The sequence below is a fragment of the Pseudomonas sp. TNT2022 ID642 genome (genome assembly GCF_028656995.1).
In the GTDB taxonomy this organism is placed as follows: Bacteria; Pseudomonadota; Gammaproteobacteria; order Pseudomonadales; family Pseudomonadaceae; genus Aquipseudomonas.
Genome location: NZ_JAMDGW010000044.1, coordinates 16,930 through 38,581, shown reverse-complemented (window position 1 = coordinate 38,581; position 21,652 = coordinate 16,930). Strand labels below are relative to the sequence as shown.

At 58.9% G+C, this 21,652-nt stretch carries 23 protein-coding genes and 1 pseudogene; 9 read left to right on the top strand and 15 right to left on the bottom strand.

Annotated features, from left to right (window positions below; translation table 11 throughout):
* The first annotated feature begins 72 nt into the window (after positions 1-72).
* From M5G26_RS28940 to M5G26_RS28915, 6 genes are all read left to right on the top strand, one after another.
* Positions 73-966, top strand: coding sequence for a 2-hydroxy-3-oxopropionate reductase (locus tag M5G26_RS28940; protein ID WP_129391024.1), 894 nt, complete (start codon positions 73-75; stop codon positions 964-966).
* Between the two features lie 170 nt (positions 967-1,136).
* Positions 1,137-2,411, top strand: coding sequence for a glycerate kinase type-2 family protein (locus tag M5G26_RS28935; protein WP_273917139.1), 1,275 nt, complete (start codon positions 1,137-1,139; stop codon positions 2,409-2,411).
* Positions 2,408-3,823, top strand: a complete 1,416-nt coding sequence (gene pyk, locus M5G26_RS28930) for a pyruvate kinase (RefSeq protein ID WP_007919940.1) — start codon at positions 2,408-2,410, stop codon at positions 3,821-3,823. Before M5G26_RS28935 ends, pyk begins: the two co-directional genes overlap by 4 nt.
* Before the next feature lie 137 nt (positions 3,824-3,960).
* The gene (locus M5G26_RS28925; RefSeq protein ID WP_273917138.1) at positions 3,961-4,875 is read left to right on the top strand and encodes an urea transporter; all 915 of its coding nucleotides are present in this window, start codon (positions 3,961-3,963) and stop codon (positions 4,873-4,875) included.
* Between the two features lie 21 nt (positions 4,876-4,896).
* The gene (locus M5G26_RS28920) at positions 4,897-5,721 is read left to right on the top strand and encodes an ion transporter (protein ID WP_038363916.1); all 825 of its coding nucleotides are present in this window, start codon (positions 4,897-4,899) and stop codon (positions 5,719-5,721) included.
* 104 nt (positions 5,722-5,825) lie between these two features.
* Positions 5,826-6,824 carry a sulfate ABC transporter substrate-binding protein gene (locus M5G26_RS28915; protein WP_273917137.1) on the top strand — a complete coding sequence of 333 codons (999 nt, stop codon included), beginning with the start codon at positions 5,826-5,828 and terminating at the stop codon, positions 6,822-6,824.
* Positions 6,825-7,064: 240 nt separating this feature from the next.
* Here the strand turns inward: M5G26_RS28915 and M5G26_RS28910 are convergent, their stop codons facing one another.
* Positions 7,065-7,685, bottom strand: coding sequence for a DUF5666 domain-containing protein (locus M5G26_RS28910; RefSeq protein ID WP_273917136.1), 621 nt, complete (start codon positions 7,683-7,685; stop codon positions 7,065-7,067).
* Between the two features lie 243 nt (positions 7,686-7,928).
* Here M5G26_RS28910 and M5G26_RS28905 point away from each other — a divergent pair, with 243 nt between their 5' ends.
* Positions 7,929-9,116: an MFS transporter gene (locus M5G26_RS28905; protein WP_150692206.1), complete on the top strand. Its 1,188-nt coding sequence runs from the start codon at positions 7,929-7,931 to the stop codon at positions 9,114-9,116.
* 45 nt (positions 9,117-9,161) lie between these two features.
* Here M5G26_RS28905 and M5G26_RS28900 read toward each other — a convergent pair.
* The 14 genes and pseudogenes from M5G26_RS28900 to ccmA all read right to left on the bottom strand — a co-directional run.
* Positions 9,162-9,245: pseudogene (locus M5G26_RS28900) on the bottom strand (type II toxin-antitoxin system HicB family antitoxin); the annotation flags it as partial.
* Between the two features lie 245 nt (positions 9,246-9,490).
* A complete protein-coding gene (locus tag M5G26_RS28895) occupies positions 9,491-10,510 on the bottom strand; it encodes an AIR synthase related protein (RefSeq protein WP_224789286.1) in 1,020 nt (339 codons plus the stop codon).
* A 23-nt stretch (positions 10,511-10,533) separates the two neighbouring features.
* Complete coding sequence (locus M5G26_RS28890) at positions 10,534-11,439, bottom strand: dCTP deaminase domain-containing protein (protein ID WP_191625107.1); 906 nt, start codon at positions 11,437-11,439, stop codon at positions 10,534-10,536.
* 7 nt (positions 11,440-11,446) lie between these two features.
* The gene (locus M5G26_RS28885) at positions 11,447-12,055 is read right to left on the bottom strand and encodes a hypothetical protein (protein WP_150692203.1); all 609 of its coding nucleotides are present in this window, start codon (positions 12,053-12,055) and stop codon (positions 11,447-11,449) included.
* A 77-nt stretch (positions 12,056-12,132) separates the two neighbouring features.
* A complete protein-coding gene (locus M5G26_RS28880; RefSeq protein ID WP_150692202.1) occupies positions 12,133-12,534 on the bottom strand; it encodes a hypothetical protein in 402 nt (133 codons plus the stop codon).
* 25 nt (positions 12,535-12,559) lie between these two features.
* Complete coding sequence (ccmI, locus tag M5G26_RS28875; RefSeq protein WP_273917134.1) at positions 12,560-13,762, bottom strand: c-type cytochrome biogenesis protein CcmI; 1,203 nt, start codon at positions 13,760-13,762, stop codon at positions 12,560-12,562.
* Positions 13,759-14,229, bottom strand: a complete 471-nt coding sequence (locus tag M5G26_RS28870; protein WP_150729782.1) for a cytochrome c-type biogenesis protein — start codon at positions 14,227-14,229, stop codon at positions 13,759-13,761. Before M5G26_RS28870 ends, ccmI begins: the two co-directional genes overlap by 4 nt.
* Complete coding sequence (locus tag M5G26_RS28865; protein WP_095119917.1) at positions 14,226-14,762, bottom strand: DsbE family thiol:disulfide interchange protein; 537 nt, start codon at positions 14,760-14,762, stop codon at positions 14,226-14,228. Before M5G26_RS28865 ends, M5G26_RS28870 begins: the two co-directional genes overlap by 4 nt.
* Positions 14,759-16,747 carry a heme lyase CcmF/NrfE family subunit gene (locus tag M5G26_RS28860; protein ID WP_273917133.1) on the bottom strand — a complete coding sequence of 663 codons (1,989 nt, stop codon included), beginning with the start codon at positions 16,745-16,747 and terminating at the stop codon, positions 14,759-14,761. The genes M5G26_RS28865 and M5G26_RS28860 overlap by 4 nt, the downstream gene beginning before the upstream one ends.
* Positions 16,748-16,750: 3 nt before the next feature.
* A complete protein-coding gene (gene ccmE, locus M5G26_RS28855; RefSeq protein ID WP_150692199.1) occupies positions 16,751-17,206 on the bottom strand; it encodes a cytochrome c maturation protein CcmE in 456 nt (151 codons plus the stop codon).
* Positions 17,203-17,379, bottom strand: coding sequence for a heme exporter protein CcmD (gene ccmD, locus M5G26_RS28850; RefSeq protein ID WP_003222944.1), 177 nt, complete (start codon positions 17,377-17,379; stop codon positions 17,203-17,205). Before ccmD ends, ccmE begins: the two co-directional genes overlap by 4 nt.
* A complete protein-coding gene (locus M5G26_RS28845; RefSeq protein ID WP_016987487.1) occupies positions 17,376-18,131 on the bottom strand; it encodes a heme ABC transporter permease in 756 nt (251 codons plus the stop codon). The genes ccmD and M5G26_RS28845 overlap by 4 nt, the downstream gene beginning before the upstream one ends.
* A gap of 78 nt (positions 18,132-18,209) precedes the next feature.
* A complete protein-coding gene (gene ccmB, locus M5G26_RS28840) occupies positions 18,210-18,878 on the bottom strand; it encodes a heme exporter protein CcmB (protein WP_007919970.1) in 669 nt (222 codons plus the stop codon).
* Positions 18,875-19,510, bottom strand: a complete 636-nt coding sequence (gene ccmA, locus M5G26_RS28835) for a cytochrome c biogenesis heme-transporting ATPase CcmA (RefSeq protein ID WP_108226830.1) — start codon at positions 19,508-19,510, stop codon at positions 18,875-18,877. Before ccmA ends, ccmB begins: the two co-directional genes overlap by 4 nt.
* 197 nt (positions 19,511-19,707) lie before the next feature.
* Between ccmA and fliK the strand changes: the two genes are divergently transcribed.
* Both fliK and M5G26_RS28825 read left to right on the top strand, forming a co-directional pair.
* Complete coding sequence (gene fliK, locus M5G26_RS28830; RefSeq protein WP_273917132.1) at positions 19,708-21,282, top strand: flagellar hook-length control protein FliK; 1,575 nt, start codon at positions 19,708-19,710, stop codon at positions 21,280-21,282.
* Positions 21,279-21,608, top strand: a complete 330-nt coding sequence (locus M5G26_RS28825) for an EscU/YscU/HrcU family type III secretion system export apparatus switch protein (RefSeq protein ID WP_095119913.1) — start codon at positions 21,279-21,281, stop codon at positions 21,606-21,608. The genes fliK and M5G26_RS28825 overlap by 4 nt, the downstream gene beginning before the upstream one ends.
* Positions 21,609-21,652 lie beyond the last annotated feature (44 nt).

The following is a 21,652-nucleotide window of genomic DNA, read 5'->3' as shown; positions in this document are numbered from 1 at the left end:
AAAGATCGTCCGAACGCGGCCCGAGCCTGCGGCAGCTCCTACGGCTGTTTATAAAAACAAGAGGATTTTCTCATGGCTAAAATCGGATTTATCGGCACCGGCATCATGGGCCACCCAATGGCTTCGAACCTGCAGAAAGCCGGTCACAGCCTGTTCCTGTCGGCGCACCACGACGCCGCCCCTGCCGACCTGGTCGCCGCTGGCGCCGTCGCCCTGGCCAATCCGCGCGAAGTCGCGCAGGAAGCAGAATTCATCATCGTCATGGTCCCGGATACCCCGCAGGTAGACGACGTACTGTTCCGCGCCGACGGCGTTGCCGCTGGCCTGAGCAAAGGCAAAATCGTTATCGACATGAGTTCGATCTCGCCGACGGCCACCAAGGCGTTCGCGGCGAAGATCAACGAGAAAGGCGCGCAGTACCTCGACGCACCGGTGTCCGGCGGTGAAGTCGGCGCCAAAGCTGCGACCCTGAGCATCATGATCGGTGGCGACGCCGATGCCTTCGAACGCGCACTGCCGCTGTTCCAGGCCATGGGCAAGAACATCACCCTGGTCGGTGGCAACGGCGACGGTCAGACCGCCAAAGTCGCCAACCAGATCATCGTTGCGCTGAACATTCAGGCCGTGGCTGAAGCCCTGCTGTTCGCTTCGAAAAACGGTGCTGATCCAGCCAAGGTGCGTGAAGCACTGATGGGCGGTTTCGCTTCCTCGAAGATCCTCGAAGTGCACGGCGAGCGCATGATCAAAGGCACCTTCGATCCAGGCTTCCGCATCAGCCTGCACCAAAAGGACCTGAACCTGGCCCTGCAAGGCGCCAAAGAGCTGAACATCAACCTGCCGAACACCGCCAACGCCCAGCAAGTGTTCAGCACCTGCGCAGCGATCGGTGGCAGCAACTGGGATCACTCGGCGCTGATCAAAGGTCTGGAGCACATGGCCAACTTCTCGATTCGCGACAAAAAATAATCTGCGCCTATGGCTCGCTCCCTATGGGAGCGGGCTTGCCCGCGATGGCATCGACTCGGTCAGCCTGAATGACCGCGGTGCCTGAATCGCTGGCAAGCCAGCTCCCACAAGGACCGGGTCGCTGCACCGTTGTCGCTCCACTCCAATAACAAGAATTCCGGGAGCCCGCCATGTCGGTCGATCCGCAACAACTGCTGCGCGAGCTGTTTGCCACAGCCATCGACGCGGCCCATCCGAACCAGGTCCTCGAAGCCCATTTGCCCGCCGATCGTACCGGTCGCGTCATCGTCATCGGTGCCGGCAAAGCCGCCGCCGCCATGGCGCAAGTGGTCGAGAATTGCTGGGAAGGTGAAGTGTCTGGCCTGGTAGTGACCCGTTACGGTCACGGCGCCCCGTGCGAAAAAATCGAAGTGGTCGAAGCCGCGCACCCGGTGCCGGACGCTGCTGGTCTGGCCGTGGCCAAACGCGTGCTCGAACTGGTCAGCAACCTGACTGAAGACGACCGCGTGATCTTCCTGCTCTCCGGTGGCGGCTCGGCCCTGCTGGCGTTGCCGGCCGAAGGCATCACCCTCGCTGACAAGCAGTCGATCAACAAAGCCCTGCTGAAATCCGGCGCGACCATCGGCGAGATGAACTGCGTGCGCAAGCACCTCTCGGCGATCAAGGGCGGCCGCCTCGGCAAAGCCTGCTGGCCTGCCACTGTTTATACCTACGCGATTTCCGACGTCCCGGGCGACCTCGCCACGGTCATCGCTTCCGGCCCGACCGTGGCCGACCCAAGCACGTCCGCCGAAGCCTTGGCGATCATCAAACGCTACGGCATCGAGATCCCGGTTTCGGTGCGCAACTGGCTGCAAAGCCCTGAGTCGGAAACCGTCAAACCCGGTGATCCGAGTCTTGAGCGCAGCCACTTCCAATTGATCGCCCGTCCTCAGCAATCCCTGGACGCTGCGGCGGTGAAATGCCGTCAGGCCGGGTTCAGCACGCTGATCCTCGGCGACCTCGAAGGCGAGTCGCGCGAAGTGGCGAAAGTCCATGCCGGCATCGCCCGCCAGATCATCAATCACGGCCAGCCATTGGCAGCGCCGTGCGTGATTCTCTCCGGTGGCGAAACCACCGTGACCGTGCGCGGCAATGGCCGTGGCGGGCGCAACGCCGAATTCCTGCTCAGCCTCACCGACAGCCTCAAAGGCCAGCCCGGCGTCTACGCCCTGGCCGGCGACACCGACGGCATCGACGGCTCGGAAGACAACGCCGGCGCAATCATGACCCCGGACAGCTACGCCCGCGCCGCCGCCCTCGGTCTGAGCGCCAGCGACGAGCTGGATAACAACAACGGTTACGGCTATTTCGCGGCGCTCGATGCACTGATCGTCACCGAGCCGACCCGCACCAACGTCAACGACTTCCGCGCCATTCTGATCCTTGAGAACTGCAAATCATGACGCCTGATAAAAAGGTCAAAATCCTCGCTACCCTCGGGCCTGCTGTCGATGGCATCGAAGACATCCGCGAACTGGTCGAGGCCGGGGTGAATATCTTCCGCCTGAACTTCAGCCACGGCGATCACGCCGACCACGCCAAGCGCTATCAGTGGATCCGCGAAGTCGAGCGCCAGCTCAACTATCCGCTGGGCATTCTGATGGACTTGCAGGGGCCGAAACTGCGCGTCGGCAAGTTCGCTGACGGCAAGGTGCAGTTGCATCGTGGTCAGGCGTTCCGTCTTGATCTGGACGCAACACCGGGCGATGAGCGCCGAGTGAATCTGCCGCATCCGGAAATCATCGAAGCGCTGGAAGCGGGCATGGACCTGCTGCTCGACGACGGCAAACTGCGTCTGCGTGTGGTCACCAAATACGCCGACGCGATCGACACCACCGTGCTCAACGGCGGCGAGTTGTCGGACCGCAAAGGCGTCAACGTGCCACAAGCGGTGCTCGACCTCAGCCCGCTGACCGCCAAGGATCGTCGCGATTTGAGCTTCGGTCTGGAACTCGGCGTGGATTGGGTCGCGCTGTCGTTTGTGCAGCGTCCGCAAGACATCGTCGAAGCCCGCGCGCTGATCGGCGACAAAGCCTTTCTGATGGCAAAAATCGAGAAGCCGTCGGCGGTTGAACAACTGCGTGAAATCGCTGAGCTGAGCGACGCGATCATGGTCGCTCGCGGTGACCTCGGCGTTGAAGTGCCGGCGGAAAGCGTGCCGCAGATTCAGAAAAACATCATTACTACGTGCCGCGAACTGGGCAAACCGGTGGTGGTGGCGACACAGATGCTTGAATCGATGCGCTTCTCCCCTGCCCCGACCCGCGCTGAGGTAACGGACGTTGCCAACGCCGTGGCCGAAGGCGCTGACGCGGTGATGCTGTCGGCGGAAACCGCGTCCGGCGAATACCCGCTGGAAGCTGTTCAGATGATGAGCAAGATCATTCGTCAGGTTGAGAACGGTCCGGATTATCAGACGCAGCTCGATGTCAGTCGGCCGAAAGCCGAGGCAACCGTTTCCGATGCGATCAGTTGCGCGATCCGACGCATCAGCAACGTGCTGCCGGTGGCGGTGCTGGTCAATTACAGCGAGTCGGGTACGTCGAGCTTGCGTGCGGCGCGGGAACGGCCGAAAGCGCCGATCCTCAACCTGACGCCGAACCTGCAAACCGCACGCCGCTTGAGCGTGGCGTGGGGGATTCACTCGGTGGTCAATGATCGTCTGCGTCAGGTCGATGAGGTTTGCTCAACCGCGCTGGAAATCGCCCAGGCACAAGGCATGGCCGAGCGTGGTGACACACTGCTGATCACTGCCGGCGTGCCGTTCGGGCAGCCGGGATCGACTAACTCGCTGCGGATCGAAACATTGATTTAAGCCCCCCACCATGATCGTTCCCACGCTCTGCGTGGGAATGCGGCCCGGGACGCTCTGCGTCCCAAGAGCAGACGCAGAGCGTCCTTTGAGGCATTCCCACGCAGAGCGTGGGAACGATCAGTATCGAATGACCTGCCATGCCTGCCAATCATTTCAACACCCACTGCCCCGACTGGGCCGAGGCTTTGCTCAACGGTTTCAGTCAGATATTCCTCCAGCGCCATCCGCTGTGCGGCCTGCTGTGCCTGTTGGCGATCCTGCTGACAGCACCGGTGCTGTTCGCCGGAGCGCTGCTCGGTGCCGTTGCCGGCCTGCTTACTGCACAGCGGCGCAACTACGCCAAGGCTGATCGCCAGGCCGGACTGTTCAGCTACAACGGCATCTTGCTCGGCCTGTTGCTGAGCCTTTATTTCCCGTGGTCGCCGATGCTGCCGCCGCTGATTCTTGCTGCCGGCGGCTTGAGCGCGATGGTCACGCAGCAATGGCTCAAACATGTCTACAGCAGCCGATCGATTCCGGCCTACACCTCGCCGTTCGTGGCCATGAGCTGGGTCTTGCTGCTGTTCGCCGAGCCGTCGGCGCCGATGGCGCACATCGAGATGAACACGCTGAACCTGCTCGCCGCTGAACTGCGCGGTTTGGGCCAAGTGATGTTCCTCGGTCACCCACTGGCCGGCGCATTGATCGCCATCGGTTTGCTGATCGCTGATCGCCGGGCGTTTTGCTGGGCGCTGCTGGCGTCGGCGATCGGCCTCGGCTCCAGTCTGCTGCACCACGAAACCAGCGCTGCACTGTTAGGCCTCGGCAGCTACAACGCCGTGCTCGCCGCCCTCGCCTTTTCCGCCCAACGCCAACAACCGTGGCTGCCGCTGCTCGGTATCGTCCTCGCGCTGCTGGTCACGCCGCTGTTTGCGGCGGTCGGCCTCGCGACGTTGACCGCGCCGTTTATCCTCGCCTGCTGGCTGATCCGCGCCGGGATTCAGATGCTCGGCAAAGCCAGCGTCGAGCGTGCGCCTTGCGCTCATGGGGAGAATCAACCTAGGCTGCGCTGATCTTCGATTCAGGCGTTTTCCATGGACAGCAGCAACAGTTGGCGCGAACGGCTTTACGTGATGATTTTCCAGAGCGACACCCGCGCCGGGCGTCGCTTCGACGGCATCCTGCTGTTGATCATCCTCGCCAGTCTGGTGATCGTGATGCTCGACAGCATCGACAGCATTCACCAGAACTATGCGAACGTGCTGGCCTACATCGAGTGGGGCTTCACGATCATCTTTCTCGGCGAGTACATCCTGCGCCTGTACTGTTCGCCCAAGCCGTTGCGCTACGCCTTCAGCTTTTACGGGCTGGTGGATTTGCTGGCGATCGTGCCGGGCATCCTCGCCCTGTATTACAGCGATGCGCAGTACCTGCTGATTATCCGGATCATTCGGATGTTGCGGATTTTCCGTGTGCTCAAGCTCAGCCCGTACCTCAAGCAAGCCAATTACCTGATGTCGGCGCTGCGTGGCAGCAAGCAGAAGATCGTCGTGTTTCTGGTCAGCGTCTGCACCCTGGTGACGGTGTTCGGCACGCTGATGTACGTGATCGAAGGCCCGGAACACGGTTTCACCAGCATCCCCAAAGGCATCTATTGGGCGATCGTCACGCTGACCACGGTGGGCTTCGGCGACATCGTGCCGAAGACCCCGCTGGGTCAGGTAATTTCGTCACTGGTGATGATCACCGGTTACTCGATCATCGCCGTGCCGACGGGGATTTTCACCGCCGAACTGGCCAACGCCATGCGCGGCGAACAGCTGCAACACGACTGCCCGGTGTGCAAGAAAAACAGCCATGAACACGGCGCAGCGTTTTGCTCGCGGTGTGGCAATGCACTGTTCAAGAAACTGGAATAAGCAAAGAGCTTTTTAATCTTTAAACGACTATGCGCGCCCCGTTATAGTCAGTGGCAATTGAACATCACCCCCTGCTCCTACATAGATAAAACAAGGAATGCGCAGTGAAAAAACTCTTTGGCGCCTCACTTCTCGCCGCCGGCCTGGCCCTGGCCAACATCGCTCAGGCAGCCCCGACGCTGCTTAACGTTTCCTACGACGTGATGCGCGATTTCTACAAGGACTACAACACTGCGTTCCAGAAACACTGGCAAGCCGAGCACAACGAAAACATCACCGTGCAGATGTCCTTCGGCGGTTCGAGCAAGCAAGCGCGCTCGGTGATCGACGGCCTGCCGGCTGACGTTATCACCATGAACATGGCCACCGACATCAACGCCCTCGCCGACAACGGCAAACTGGTGCCGGAGAACTGGGTCACGCGTCTGCCGAACAACAGCGCGCCGTTCACCTCGGCCACGGTGTTTATCGTGCGCAAAGGCAACCCGAAAGCCCTGAAAGACTGGCCGGATCTGCTCAAGGACGGCGTGCAGGTGATCGTGCCTAACCCGAAAACTTCGGGTAACGGTCGCTACACCTACCTGTCGGCCTGGGGTTATGTGCTGAAGAACGGTGGCGATGAGAACAAGGCCAAAGACTTCGTCGGCAAACTGTTCAAGCAAGCGCCAGTGCTGGATACCGGTGGCCGCGCCGCCACCACGACCTTCATGACCAACCAGATCGGTGACGTGCTGGTGACCTTCGAAAACGAAGCGGAAATGATTGCCCGCGAGTTTGGTCGTGATCAGTTTGAAGTGATCTACCCAAGTGTCTCCGCCGAAGCTGAGCCACCGGTGTCGGTGGTCGACAAAGTCGTCGACAAGAAAGGTTCGCGTGCAGTGGCGGATGAGTACCTGAAGTACCTGTGGTCGCCGCAAGGTCAGGAGATTGCCGCAGCAAACTATCTGCGTCCGCGTGATCCGGCGGTGCTGGCGAAGTACACCGATCGTTTCCCGAAAGTTGATTTCTTGTCGGTTGAGAAGACCTTTGGTGACTGGCGTACGGTGCAGAAGACGCACTTTAATGATGGTGGGGTTTTTGATCAGATTTATAGCGGGCAGTAAGGTTTAAGCAGGCGTGAAAAAGGCGATCCACTGAGGTCGCCTTTTTTGTGGCCGCTTTACCCTCACCCCAGCCCTCTCCCGGAGGGAGAGGGGGCCGACCGAGGTGTCTGGCGAGTTACATCGACCTGAAAGACCTTATCGATTATGGATTCGGCATCGCAGTTTCAGCTCGGCGTATTCCTTCAGCATCCCCCAATCAGTCCCCTCTCCCTCCGGGAGAGGGCTAGGGTGAGGGTGCTTCTACATCGGCGGCGTCACCCCATCCTTCCCCGCAGAAATCGATTGCGCCGTCAACGTGCCATCCGCACCCTGCGTGACGAACGTAACAATCTTCACCCCAACCTTCAGCAAGCTCCGATCCCCCGGCACCAAATTCACAATCGGCACATCCTCCGGTACCAGAATCTTCTGCTGCCCGCCCTTGTAGTTCACCGTCAGCACCCGCCCGTTGCTCACCACCAGATCGCCGACGCTGCCATTGGTCATGCTGCTGCCCTTGGCCAGATCGAACGGTCGATGCCCGTCACCGCTGCCCGCCAGCTCCGGCGGAAACACATGCACCTCCAGCGCCTTGAGCGTGCCATCCTCCTGCGGCATGGCCGCCGAGCCAATGTAACTGCCGGGTTTGATGTCTTCGATATTGGCCAGGGTGACGGCGCGAATTTTGGTGTCGCCGGTCAACTGAATCACTACGCTCTCGCCGCTGTTAACGTGGACTTTCAAGGTGTCGGCGCTGACCCCGGTGATCTCTCCGCGTACGCTAATGCGCATGCCAGGAGCGTCAGCGGCCTGCACGCTCATCGCGGCGAGCAGGCTGATCAGGGCAATCGTTGCTATGCGGTGAAGCCTCTGACGAAACATTGCAATCCTCCAGTCATCAAGATTGAACAAGCCAATGCAAACATAAGCACGCTATCGAACAGGATGTAAGTGAATGTATCATCGACCCCCGACGGTCGGACGCAAGGTCCGCCGATGGATGACACGCCGCTAGCACCCGGCCATTCCGCAACGGAATAACTGATATCAATCGCCGGCGCCTTCTGCCCTTGCGGATTAACCCTTAGCCTCATCGCATTCCATTTCGCTGGATCGAGAAACCTTATGACCGCCACAACCCACACAATGACCCGAGGCATGGTGCTGCTGTTCGCCTTCTGCTGCGGCGCCATCGTTGCCAACATCTACTACGCACAGCCGATCATCGGCCTGATCGCGCCGGACATCGGTCTCTCCGACACCATGGCCAGTTTCATCGTCTCGCTGACGCAGATCGGTTATGCGCTGGGCCTGTTTTTCCTCGTGCCACTGGGCGATCTGCTGGAGAACCGCCGGTTGATGATCATCACCACGGTGGTGGCGATTGCCAGCCTGTTGGCGGCGGCGTTTACCGATCAGCCGAATGTCTTTCTGCTGATCTCGTTGCTGGTCGGTTTTAGCTCGGTGTCGGTACAGATCCTGATTCCACTGGCGGCGCATCTGGCACCGGAAGAATCCCGCGGTCGGGTGGTCGGCGGGATCATGGGTGGCTTGCTGCTGGGCATTCTGCTCGCACGGCCGGTGTCGAGCGTGGTTGCCGACCACTTGGGCTGGCGGGCGATGTTCATGATTGCCGCTGCATTGATGGCGGCGATCAGTGTGGTATTGGCGCTGACCGTTCCCAAGCGCAAGCCGGATCACAGCGCCACGTATGGTCAGTTGATCGGTTCACTGTGGACGCTGCTGCGCCAGCAACCAGTACTGCGCCAACGGGCGTTTTACCAGGGCTGCATGTTCGCCACGTTCAGCCTGTTCTGGACTGCTGTGCCGCTGGAACTGGCGCGCAACCATGGCCTGTCGCAAAGCGAGATCGCGATCTTCGCCCTGGTCGGCGCCATCGGTGCCATCGCCGCGCCGATCAGCGGACGTCTGGCCGACGCTGGTCACACCCGCATCGCCTCGCTGCTGGCCATGCTGTTCGCCAGCCTGAGCTTCCTGCCCGCCTTCATCCACCCGGCCTACAGCGTCATCGGCCTGGCTGTGACCGGCGTGGTGCTCGACTTCTGCGTGCAGATGAACATGGTCCTCGGTCAGCGTGCGGTGTACTCACTGGACGCGAAAAGCCGTGGCCGTCTGAACGCGCTGTACATGACCAGCATCTTTATCGGCGGCGCCTTCGGTTCGTCGGTGGCCAGTGCGGTGTATGAACATGGCGGCTGGTTGTGGATCGTGATTGTCGGCAGTGCGTTTCCGTTGTTGGCGTTGTTGCGGTTTTTGAGTATTTCGCAAAAACCTGTTCTGGCGAGCGCCTGAGTTTCAACAGCCTGGTCGGAGCTGGCCTTCTACAAGGCGAAACGCTCAATGACGAACCAGTGTGTCCATCACCGCATCAGCGTGAAACGAAGAGCGGCTTTTGACATTGCGTTCACGCACGTAGCGGTCCCCCAAGGCCTAGTGCCAGGCTCGGTAAGGGTGTTCGCCCCGGAATTGGCCCTTGGTGCAGCAAAGGCTGTGACCTACGACTGGACGTTGCCAAAGCAGAAAGTGTGAACGGTATTCCTGTCAGAAAGAATGATCAACACTAAGACAGGAGTTTTGCTGGGCTATATTGGCCAATATTAAAAATCAATAAAAAATCTCTAAAAACGCCACGAACAAAAACCGAAAAATCATCTAACAACACGACCTCACTTTATGAAATCCAAATAGTCTCCCTCATCTTCCAGTCGCGAACGGAAATGTTCATTCTTGAAATCTGGAATAGGAACCAGCTCTCCACTGATGAGCTTTACAAGCCTTCTTCCAGTCGAATTAAAAAAACCAATTGTCACTAAATCGACCTCTTCCGGAAGCTCCTGAAGATGCGAATCAAAACTCTCTTCCGGTACAACATAAGCAATTGCCCAATCACCAACACCAAACGCATAAGTATATAAGGAAACGCCACTTTCCGCCGCAGCCCGGACTGCGAACGTATGCATTGGCAACCAAGCTTCTTCGATAACAACCCCTGTTTCCTGATCACAGAAACAAGATAGCGCATCAGCAAGGCCATCACTTAAGTCGCAACCCGCTGACGCAACTTTATAATAAGAGACATACCTCCCCTCTGTAACCCGAGCGGAAGGACGAGTCAAAGCCTCAAGCATCGTAGAATGTTCAGGATGATTTAAACCGCATTTTTTCAAGAAGTGGTACGCACCAAGAAACCCACCAAGTTTTCCGGCAATAACCAACCGATCTCCGGCAGAAGCCACTTTTCTTCCAATATGATGATCTCTATCGACCGTCCCTATACAGGCGCCAACCACCTGGGTTTCCGCTCCCTCCTTGGTATCCCCTCCAACAAAAGACACTCCATGCTCTTGGCATGCTTCAGCACAACCTTTAACGATTTCCTCGACACTTTCGGATTCCATTTCTCCAGGAACAACCAAGGACAACATGAAGGCTTTCGCATCGGCTCCGGACGCAACAAGATCACTTACATTTGCCACAACTGCCAATCTTCCCCAAACCTTATAATCTGACCATAGGTTTTTTACAGAAACGGGAGATGGAGCACGATCAATTTTGAAAGCAATGTTTTTTTCCAGGCCGAGATCAATAATACTTGCATCGTGACCAAACCCATTGACAAAATCTTCAGAGCAAAAAAGCTTTGGAAGCAAAAGCTTCAGAAAACCCTTTTCTCCCACTTCATTCATCGTACTCAAGACGCGCACCTCCATTAGTTCGAACTGACACCCATACCAGGTCGTTCTGGAGTGACCTTAGCCTCTTCCGGGGCAATGGATTCGATCTGCGAAACAGCTTTACTAAACCGGGCCACCTGCAGCCCCTGTTCTTTCACTATGCGAACATATTCATCAATGGTACTTTGCTGCCGTTTCAGATTACTCTCCAAGTCAGAAATTTTTTTCTCTTGTTCCTTATTTTCTGTTTTCAACTCCTCGGCCCGACCTTTATAGTCAACTATCTTATCATTCAATGTATTGTAATAATTAACCGCTGGCAAAGCTGTAATTACCGCAAAAAAGAGAGGAATTACCGTCAGCGCCGCAAATATAAAGTAATTAACTCTGGACATAGCCTTTTTTGCAACAGCATTAATCTTACTAAGACTACTGTAGGTTCGACGAGTTAGCTGGCTCTTTAAATCAATAACACCGGGCTGATGCGGCGCAGAAGAAGCAGGATTAAGAACTCTCAAAAACTCAATAGTTGCTACGCGATCACCCTGCTTCAATGGAAAATCTGCCGAGGACAAGTTATGCACCATAACAATGACCTTGCCTTTGTATCCAGGGTCGAAAGGTGGTTGCGCTGGCAATATCAACCCACCATAAATACACTTCATCCGCAGGCTGACCTTAGCGGTTACATCCCCTGGCAAAAATAACCCCTCACTACAGAGAACATAACATATCCCATGAGCAGGGATAGTAAATGTTTGCAGCGGCTCCAGTTTTATTCCTGACAAAGGCTGATTCGAAAGTTCCGCCTCATCTCCGAGATAATATTCACTACCAACAGTCAGATCATAAGAACTTCCCCGAACATTCTTCTCATTAAATCCTGAAATCATCGGCTCTGGGAAAGCCGATACCAACCTTGAAATCTCGGCGCCACTCAATACCATTTTATCTTATTAGCTCCATTACATCCGCAAGACACTGACGAACATCAGAAACGGTCATTCCTGAGTATCGAACGCAATTATCAATAACGATATCTCTATTCTTAACCACCACTGCATCATCTTTCCGCCCCCACCACCGTGAGAAAGTAATAGTACCAGGAATCACGTCAACCACTTTATGCAATATTCTAGAATCTACGAAGTACTCAACACCTTCAGAGATGGCAACTTCTTTTACAAAACGCAAAGACACATCTCTTGCACAGCTCATTTCACTCCGACCAATCCGCTCATTGAAGCGATATGAATAAGCGACAAACTCCGCACCACTCTCAAGTTTGAATATTTGTTGATTCATCCCCCCAAAAACCACGAAAGACCTGAAGGATGCACAGTGAGAGTGAACATCTTCCATTCGGGCGCATTCCGAGGTTGGCCAGCGGTGCATGCGGAAACAACCACCATCAACGCTATTAGCAAGGATGATTTTTTCAAATCCGAGTTGATGCCTATAAGAATGGCGTGCAACTTCCTCAAGGCGCTCTTGATCAGCCACAATTTCAGATAGAAGCCGATGCAAAACAAGCTTGCTTAAGCCCTCTGTATTCATAGTTTATTGGCGATCCTGCACCGAATGCTTGAGAACGAGCAGAAAAATAACATGAACAAGGACTTTTCTGAGAAACACTACTTGTATTTTATCCCCAGCCCCGGCGGCACGCCGTGGATGTTGGTGTCTTCCCACGGGCCGTTGGGGCTGACGGAGCGGCTCCAGCCGTTGTTCCAGCGGTAGTAGGTGCGCTGGCGGTAGAAGGTGTTGGTCTGGTCGTCGAGGACGTAGACGCCGAGTTTCTGGTCCCAGTGGCTGTTGCCGCCCGGTGGCGGGGCGAAGCTGGCTGAGGTGCGCGGGACCGGTTTGGCCGGTTTCGCCGGGATGCTCTTGCCTGGGGTCGGCGAAGTCGACGGGGTCGGGCTTGGCTGTGACGGCGGGATCGGTGGCAGGTTGGTCGTCGGTTCCGGTCGTTGCACCGCACATGCACTCAAGCCCAGGGCCAGTGTGAGGACTGTGATTCGGGCGATGGTGTGCATGGCGGTGCTTTCCTGTTGTGTCCGGCTATTTGTCCGGGCTGTCGATGGTCAGTTTTTGTAGCGCAGTGGTGCTGCTGGCCAGAGGGCCGCTGCGACCGACCCACTCGCCGGCAGTCGGTTGGCCGGCGCGGGAGATGCGCGCAACCAGTTGGACTTCAGGGAAGTTCGACAGTTTCAACTGCGGCATCATTGCGTCAGCATCGCCCAGTTCGACGGTCACCGGCAGATCGGCCACGGTCAGGCGTTTGGCCGCCAGCGGTGCCGGTGGACCGGAGGTGGCGCGGGCGAAAATGAACACGCTGTCGCCCGGTTGCACTTTGCTTCTGAGTTCGCTGGCCAGATCGACGCTGACTTTCAACAGCGCGGCTTTCGCGGCTACCGGTGCCTGAGCAACCTTGCCACCGCTGGCTTCCAGACGTTCGGCGGCGCGTTTGATCCCGCCTTGCAGCGCGGCGCGGGAGCTATCCTCAGGCGGCAGTTGCGCCAGCAGACGGTTCCAGTAATCGATGGCTTCCTGATAACGCTCGCCTTCAAAGGCAGCGATACCGAGCAAACCAAGGCTGGTGACTTCTTTCGGATCAGCCTTCAGTGCTTCGTCAGTCAGCGCCTGAATTTTCGTCGACCACTTCTTGCCGTCAGCAAAATACTGCGCCTGCGCCCACTGACCGAGCAGCTCCGGCTGACGACCGGCCAGGTTGGCGGCGCGTTCGAACATCTTCGCCGCGTCCGCTGGACGCTCTTGCGCCATGTAGGTACGACCGAGGAAATACAGGCCTTCGGCAGAATCCGGTTGCGCCGCAACAGCACGTTCCAGACGCTGGGTCATTTCTTCCATCGACTGCGGTGCCTGGGCAAATTCGCGGGTCAGCTCGACTTTGTCGGCAGCGCCGAAGTGCATATACAGACCCAGGCCCAACACCGGCACAAGCACAGCGGCCAACAGCGGCAAGGGTTTACCCAGTCGGGAAACCCGTGGCGCGCTGACGCCTTCGGTATCCGCCAGCAACTCACGGGCAGCCTCGGCACGACCGCTGTCCATTTGCGCCGCGTCGAGCACGCCTTCAGCCTGCTGCGATTGCAGCTCGGCAACACGCTCCTGATACAGCGCAACGTTCAGGGCAGTGCGATCCTCTTCACGCTGGGCGCGACGCTCACGCAAAACCGGGATCAGCAGAAAACTCAGGGCGACCAGAAGCAACAGCCCTGCGGCAAGCCAGAAATCAATCATTCTTGGTTTTTATCCAACAGTTGGTCGAGGCGCTGACGCTCTTCGATGGACAGCGCTTGCGGGGTCTCGGCGCGCTGGCCGCGACGACGGCGGACAATCACCGCGATCACCACAACACCACCGAGCAGCAGACCGGCCGGGCCGAACCACAGCAGTGCGGTCTTGGCATTGAGCGCCGGTTTGTAGCGGACGAAATCACCGTAGCGATCGACCATGAAGTCGATGATCTGCTGGTTGTCCTTGCCCTCGCCGAGCATGCGGAAAATCTCTTTGCGCAGGTCAGCGGCAATCGGTGCGTTGGAGTCAGCAATGTCCTGGTTCTGGCACTTGGGGCAGCGCAGCTCCTTGGTCAGTTCACGGAAACGCTCGCGATCACCTTCTTTGGCGAACTCGTAAGTATCGATGGCCGCATGGGCCACACCGACCAGACTAAAGCCCAATACGGCAGCGGCTAAAAAGCGCTTCATGGCTTGGCCTCATCGACCAGCGCCTGATACTTGGCCGCCAGTTTTTCGCGCCAGACTTGTTCGTCAATCACGCCGACATACTTGTCGCGGATGATGCCCTTGGCGTCGATGAAAAAGGTTTCCGGCGCGCCGTAGACGCCGAGGTTCAGGCCCAGCGAACCTTCGTCGTCGCGTATGTCCAGCGCATACGGATTGTGGAATTCAGCCAGCCACTTCAAGGCATCGGCGTTGGTGTCCTTGTAGTTGATGCCGTAGATCACCACACCACGCTCGGCGAGTTTGTTCAGCACCGGATGCTCGACCCGGCAGGAAATGCACCAGGTGCCCCAGACATTGACCAGTGCCGGTTTGCCGAGAATGTCAGCCTTGGTCAGGTTCTTGTCGCCCTGCACGTTTGGCAGGGAAAACTCCGGGAACGGCTTGTTGATCATCGCCGACGGCAACTCCGCCGGATCGAGGTACAGACCGCGATAAAGAAACACCGCCACCAGCAGGAAAATCGCCAGTGGCACCAGCATCAACCAACGTCTCATGCCGCCGCTCCCGTCATACCCAGTGCTTCACGCACCTTGGCTTTCACTTTGACCCGATAACGTCGATCCAGCGCCGCCAGCAAGCCACCGAACCCGGTGAGCAAACCGCCGAACCAGATCCAGCGCACGAACGGTTTGACGTGCACCCGCACCGCCCACGCGCCGTTGTCCAGCGGTTCACCGAGGGCGACGTAAAGGTCACGGGTGAAGCCGGCGTCGATCCCGGCTTCGGTCATCACCGAGTTCTGCACGGTGTACAGACGTTTTTCCGGGTGCAGCACGCTGATTTCCTTGCCGTCCCGAATGACCCGAATGGTGCCTTTGTCGGAGGTGAAGTTCGGCCCTTCGAAGTGCTTGGCGCCTTCGAAGACGAAGTGATAACCGGCCAGGTCCATCGACTCGCCCGGCGCCAGACGCAGGTCGCGTTCGGCACTGTTCTGACTCGACAACACCACGCCCAGCGCACACACGGCGATGCCGAGGTGGGCGATCTGCATGCCCCAATAGCTGCGGGTCAGGGTTGGAAGGCCTTTGATCAAACCTTTGTGGCGAGTCTTGTCGACGATGTCGCGCACACCCGCGAGCAACACCCACGCGGCTAGCAGGAAGGTCGCGATCACTGCCCAGTTGAAATCGCCGTAAGCGACGCCGGCCACCACGGCCAGCGCGACGCTGCCGAGCAGCACTGGCGTGAGCATGCCGGCCAGCCATTTCACTGGAGTGTCCTTCCAACGCACGATCACACCGACCGCCATGACCATCATCAGCAGCGCCATCAACGGAATGAACAGCGCGTTGAAGTACGGCGGGCCGACCGACATCTTCGCGCCGCTGAGGGCATCGAGAATCAGTGGATAGAGCGTGCCGAGCAGGATCATCGACGCCGCCACCACCAGCACCAGGTTGTTGCCCAGCAGCAGGGTTTCCCGCGACCACAGGTTGAAACCGACCTGACTTTTGACCACTGGCGCGCGCAGGGCGAACAGCGTCAGCGAGCCGCCAACCACGAACAACAGGAAGATCAGGATAAATACGCCGCGTTCCGGATCGGAGGCAAACGCATGCACCGAAGTCAGCACGCCGGAACGCACAAGGAACGTGCCGAGCAGGCTCAGCGAGAACGCGGCAATCGCCAGCAACACCGTCCAGCTTTTGAACACGCCACGTTTTTCCGTGACCGCCAGCGAGTGAATCAGCGCGGTGCCGACCAGCCATGGCATGAACGAGGCGTTTTCCACCGGGTCCCAGAACCACCAGCCACCCCAGCCGAGCTCGTAATAAGCCCACCACGAACCGAGGGTGATGCCGATGCCGAGGAAGGCCCAGGCAACGATGGTCCACGGACGCGACCAGCGTGCCCACGCCGCATCGAGACGACCGCCCATCAACGCCGCGATGGCAAAGGCGAACGCCACCGAAAAGCCGACGTAACCCATGTACAACATCGGCGGGTGCACGATCAGGCCGATGTCTTGCAACAGTGGATTGAGGTCAGCGCCATTGCTCGGCATTTGCGGCAGGATGCGTTTGAACGGGTTGGACGTCAGGATCAGGAACAGCAGGAAGCCGGTGCTGATCATGCCCATAACCGCCAGAACGCGGGCGAGCATGACTTGCGGCAACTGCCGGGAGAATACCGACACGGCGAAGGTCCAGCCGCCGAGAATCAGCGCCCACAGTAGCAACGACCCTTCGTGGGCGCCCCACACCGCGCTGAATTTGTAATACCACGGCAACGCGGTATTGGAGTTGTTCGCCACATACGCGACGGAGAAGTCATCGGTCATGAACGCGTAGGTCAGAATGCCGAACGCGAACAGCAGAAAAGCAAACTGCCCCCATGCGGCGGGCTGGGCCAGACTCATCCAGAAACGGTCGCCGCGCCAGGCACCGACCAATGGCACCACGGCCTGCACCAGCGCAAAACACAGCGCCAGAATCATCGCCAGATGACCGAGTTCAGGAATAAAAATCGCCGAGGTCATCGATCAACCCTCCTTCGCAGGCGTTGGGGCGGATTGACCGCTGTCTTTCAAGGCTTTGGTCACTTCCGGCGGCATGTACTTCTCGTCGTGCTTGGCCAGCACTTCATCGGCCACCACCACGCCCTCGGCATTGAGCTTGCCGAGGGCGACGATGCCCTGCCCTTCGCGGAACAAGTCCGGGAGAATGCCGCGATAGGCGATGGTCACGGACTTGTTGAAGTCGGTGACGACGAATCTGACGTCCAGCGAATCCTTCGAGCGCTGCAGCGAACCGGCCTCAACCATGCCGCCGGCGCGGATGCGCGTGTCTTGCGGTGCTTCGCCGTTGGCGATCTGCGTCGGGGTGTAGAACAGATTGATGTTCTGCTGCAGGGCGCTGAGGGCCAGGCCGACGGCAGCGCCGACCCCGACCAGAATGGCCAGAATGATGATCAGACGTTTCTTGCGCAGCGGATTCACTTGCCGTTCTCCCGGCGCAGACGACGCGCCTCTTGTTGCAGATAGCGCTTGCGGGCCGCAATCGGCGCCACCACGTTGAGGATCAGCACCGCCAGACAGATGCCGTAAGCCGACCAGACATACAGGCCATGATGGCCCATGGCGAGGAAGTCGCCGAATGAAGCAAAACTCATCGAGCGGCCTCCAGACTGTGCTGCACTTCTTCTTTCACCCAACTGGCGCGGGCCTCACGCTTGAGCACTTCGAGGCGCATGCGCAGCAACAGCACGGCGCCGAAGAAGCAATAGAAACCCAGCACGGTCAGCAACAGCGGCAGCCACATCTCGGCGGGCATTGCCGGTTTTTCGGTGAGGGTGAAAGTTGCGCCCTGGTGCAGGGTGTTCCACCACTCCACCGAGTATTTGATGATCGGGATGTTGATCACGCCGACGATGGCCAGCACCGCGCAGGCCTTGGCGGCGCTGTCGCGGTTGCTGATGGCATTGCCCAGCGCGATCACGCCGAAATACAGGAACAGCAGAATCAGCATCGAGGTCAGGCGCGCGTCCCAGACCCACCACGAGCCCCACGTCGGTTTGCCCCAGATCGCCCCGGTGACCAGCGCCACGGCGGTCATCCACGCGCCGATCGGTGCGGCACATTGCAGGGCGACGTCGGCCAGTTTCATCTTCCACACCAGCCCGACCACACCGCACACCGCCAGCATCACGTAGATCGACTGAGCGAGCATCGCGGCGGGTACGTGGATATAGATGATGCGAAAGCTGTTGCCTTGCTGATAATCCGGCGGCGCGAAGGCCAGGCCCCAGACGACGCCGACGCCAATCAGCAGCAACGCTGCAATGCTCAACCACGGCAGGAACTTGCTGCTGATGCCGTAGAACCACTTGGGCGAGCCGAGCTTGTGAAACCAGGTCCAGTTCATACTGTTTCCATCACGGGTGCCGCTCATCGGTGTGAGCAGTCTCAGGGTCTTTGCTGGTTAAATTTTAACCAGACCTCATTATTCGCCGACGCTGATCTTCAGGCCAGCCGCTATTGCAAAGGGTGTCAGGGTGATCGCCAGGGCGGTCAGGCTACCCAGCCACAGCAGATACCCGGTCGCCGGCATGCCTTGGAGGGCTGCCTGCAAGGCGCCACTGCCAAGGATCAACACCGGGATGTACAACGGCAGAATCAGCAGCGCCAGCAACAGGCCGCCACGCTTCAAACCGACCGTCAGTGCCGCGCCCACCGCGCCGAGCAAGCTCAGCACCGGTGTTCCCAGCAGCAACGAAAGCAGCAAAACCGGCAGACAGGCGGCAGGCAAACCGAGCATCAACGCCAGCAGCGGTGAGAGCAGAACCAGTGCCAGACCGGAGAAGAGCCAGTGTGCCAGCACCTTGGCCAAGACCAGAAGTGGCAGCGGGTGCGACGAAAGGACCCACTGTTCCAGGGATCCGTCTTCGAAATCACTGCGGAACAGCCCGTCCAGCGAGAGCAGGACCGACAACAGCGCCGCCACCCAGACTAACCCGGGGGACAGGTTTTGCAACACTTGAGTTTCCGGGCCGACGGCCAGCGGGAACAAAGCGATGACGATGGCGAAGAAAATCAGCGGATTGGCCAGTTCCGCCGGGCGGCGAAACAGCAGTCGGGATTCACGGGCAACCAGCAGGCCAAACACACTCATACTGCCCAGTTCCCCAGATCGATATCACGATAACCGGCCGGCATCCGGCTCAGCGTGTGGTGCGTGGTCAACACCACCAGACCACCGCGCTCGCAGTGCCCGGCCAGATGTTCTTCGAGCTGCGCCACGCCTTGCTTGTCCAGCGCGGTGAACGGCTCATCGAGAATCCACAACGGCGGGCTTTCCAGATACAGGCGTGCCAACGCCACGCGGCGTTGTTGACCGGCAGACAGGCTGTGGCAGGGAACATCTTCGAAACCGCGCAATCCTACAGCTGCCAGCGCTTGCCAGATGGCCTCGCGTTCGGCGGGATGATGCAGGGCGCAGAGCCACGACAGATTCTCTTCCGGGGTCAGCAAATCCTTGATCCCGGCGGCGTGGCCGATCCACAGCAGGTTACGTGCGAGTTCGCTGCGTTGTTCGGTCAGCGGCTGGCCATTGAGCAGGACTTGTCCGGCGGTCGGCTGCATCAGCCCGGACAACAGACGCAAAAGGCTGGTCTTGCCGCTGCCGTTGGGTCCGCTGATCTGCACCATATCGCCACTGGCGAGTCTCAATTCGAGATTTTCGAAGAGCAGCCGCAGATCACGTTCACACGCGAGGGCAACGGTTTGCAGGACAGGACTGGTCAAGGGATCACGGGCCTTATACGGTTCAAGTCGGCTCTGGCGCGGCCGTTAAAGAGATGCAGCATAGATGCATTGACGGCTCGATCTAGAGAGCTGGGTCAAACAATTGCTATGTTTTTTATTCGAAGCGCAAGACGGGCGGCATTATACATGTCGTGCCTTACTCTCAAGAGTGCATTTTCCTCAGGTTGTGTCCGCGTATGACAGGCGAAATGAACATCCTCCCGCTCCCGCCCACCACCCCGGCGACCGTTCGCCCGCAGGTCGGTGAGCTGCTCAAGCTGCTGACCCCGGTCGAAGGCCTGATCGGCGCCGGGCAAAGCGCCAAAGCCGAGGTGTTGTCGCTCAAGCAGGCGGATCAGACCTTTCAGTTATTGCTCAAGGTGACCGTCGACGGCGGACGCCAGACCACTGTGCAAGCGACCAGCAATCTGCCGTTACCCCAAGGCACCAGTCTGGCGATCACTCAGCCCTCGGCGGGCAATCTGGCGATTACCGTGCAGCAGGCGATTGCCAGCAGCGTCGCCACCCTCACCCGCATCGACACCGCGCAATTGCCGGTCGGTACGCTGCTGCAAGGCAAAGTGCTGACCTCGCAGGCGCTGCCGCAGACGCCGGGGCAAACCGCGGTGTTCCGCTCGTTGGTGAGCCTGCTCAACACCGCACAGAGCGGTAGCACACTGACCATCGACAGCCCGCAGCCGCTGCGCATCGGCACTTTGCTGTCGGCGTTGGTCGAAGATGCACAAACCCTCAAGTTTCTGCCGATGAGCAGCCGCCAGGAACAACTGGCCGTCAGTCAGCAACTGCTCGGCCAGCAAAGTCGTCAGGCTTCCCTGACAGGGTTGCTGAATGCTTTGCAGAATCTGCCGAGCGATACCGGTCAGACATCGCAGGATTTGCGCGCAGTGGTCGACAAACTCCTTGCCAGCCTGCCGGACGTGCAACAACTGAGCACCGCCAAAGGCGTCGCACTGGCGCTGGCCAACAGCGGCGCGTTCCTCGAGGCCAAGCTGCTGACCGGCCAGAACCCGACGCTGGCCCCAGACATGAAAGCCGACCTGCTCAAGCTGATCGCACAACTGACCCCAGGCCTGCCGAGCAGCACCAGTTTCAACGCGATCATCGCCGCCAACACCTTGGCGCAAGCGCTGCCGAGTTTCGTCCGTAACGCCCTCGGCATGCTCGGCCAGGTCAGCGCCAAACCTGTGCCGAGCAGCTTCCCGCTGCCCGACCGCCTGCTGCAAAGTCTGGACGGCGAAGGCGATCTGGAACAGTTGTTGCGCCTCGCCGCCGCTGCGGTATCGCGCCTGCAAAGTCATCAACTATCAAGTCTGGAGCAGACCGGCGTTACCGACGATGGGCGCCTGCTCAGCACCTGGCAACTGGAAATCCCCATGCGCAATCTGCAGGACATCGTGCCGTTGCAGGTCAAGTTCCAGCGTGAAGAAGCGCCGGAGCGCGAACCGCAACCAAACGAACGCCGCGATGAGCGCGAGCCCAAGCAACAACTGTGGCGCGTCGATCTGGCGTTCGACATGGAACCGCTCGGGCCGATGCAGATTCAGGCGCAACTGATCGCCGGCAGCCTGTCCAGCCAACTGTGGGCCGAACGGCCGTACACCGCAGACCTGATCGAAAACAACCTGTTCGCCCTGCGCCAGCGCCTGCTTGATCGCGGGCTCAACGTCGGCGACATCGACTGCCACCTCGGCACCCCGCCGCAAGGCAACCAAACCCGCCTCGAACACCGCTGGGTCGACGAAACCGCATGAACGATTCCACTGCCCCACGCCAGGCCATCGCCCTCAAATACGACGGCAACCACGCCCCGACCCTCACCGCCAAGGGTGATGACGAACTGGCCGAAGAAATCCTGCGTATTGCTCGCGACTGTGAAGTGCCGATCTATGAGAACGCTGAACTGGTGCGCTTGCTGGCGCGTATGGAATTGGGCGACAGCATTCCCGAAGAGCTGTATCGCACCATCGCCGAGATCATTGCGTTTGCGTGGAACCTGAAGGGGAAATTTCCCGAGGGGCAGGATCCGGATGCGCCGATGGTCGAGAAAGATGTGACCCTGCGCGGCGATGATTATTAAGCCTTAAAAGCAAAAGATCGCAGCCTTCGGCAGCTCCTACATCG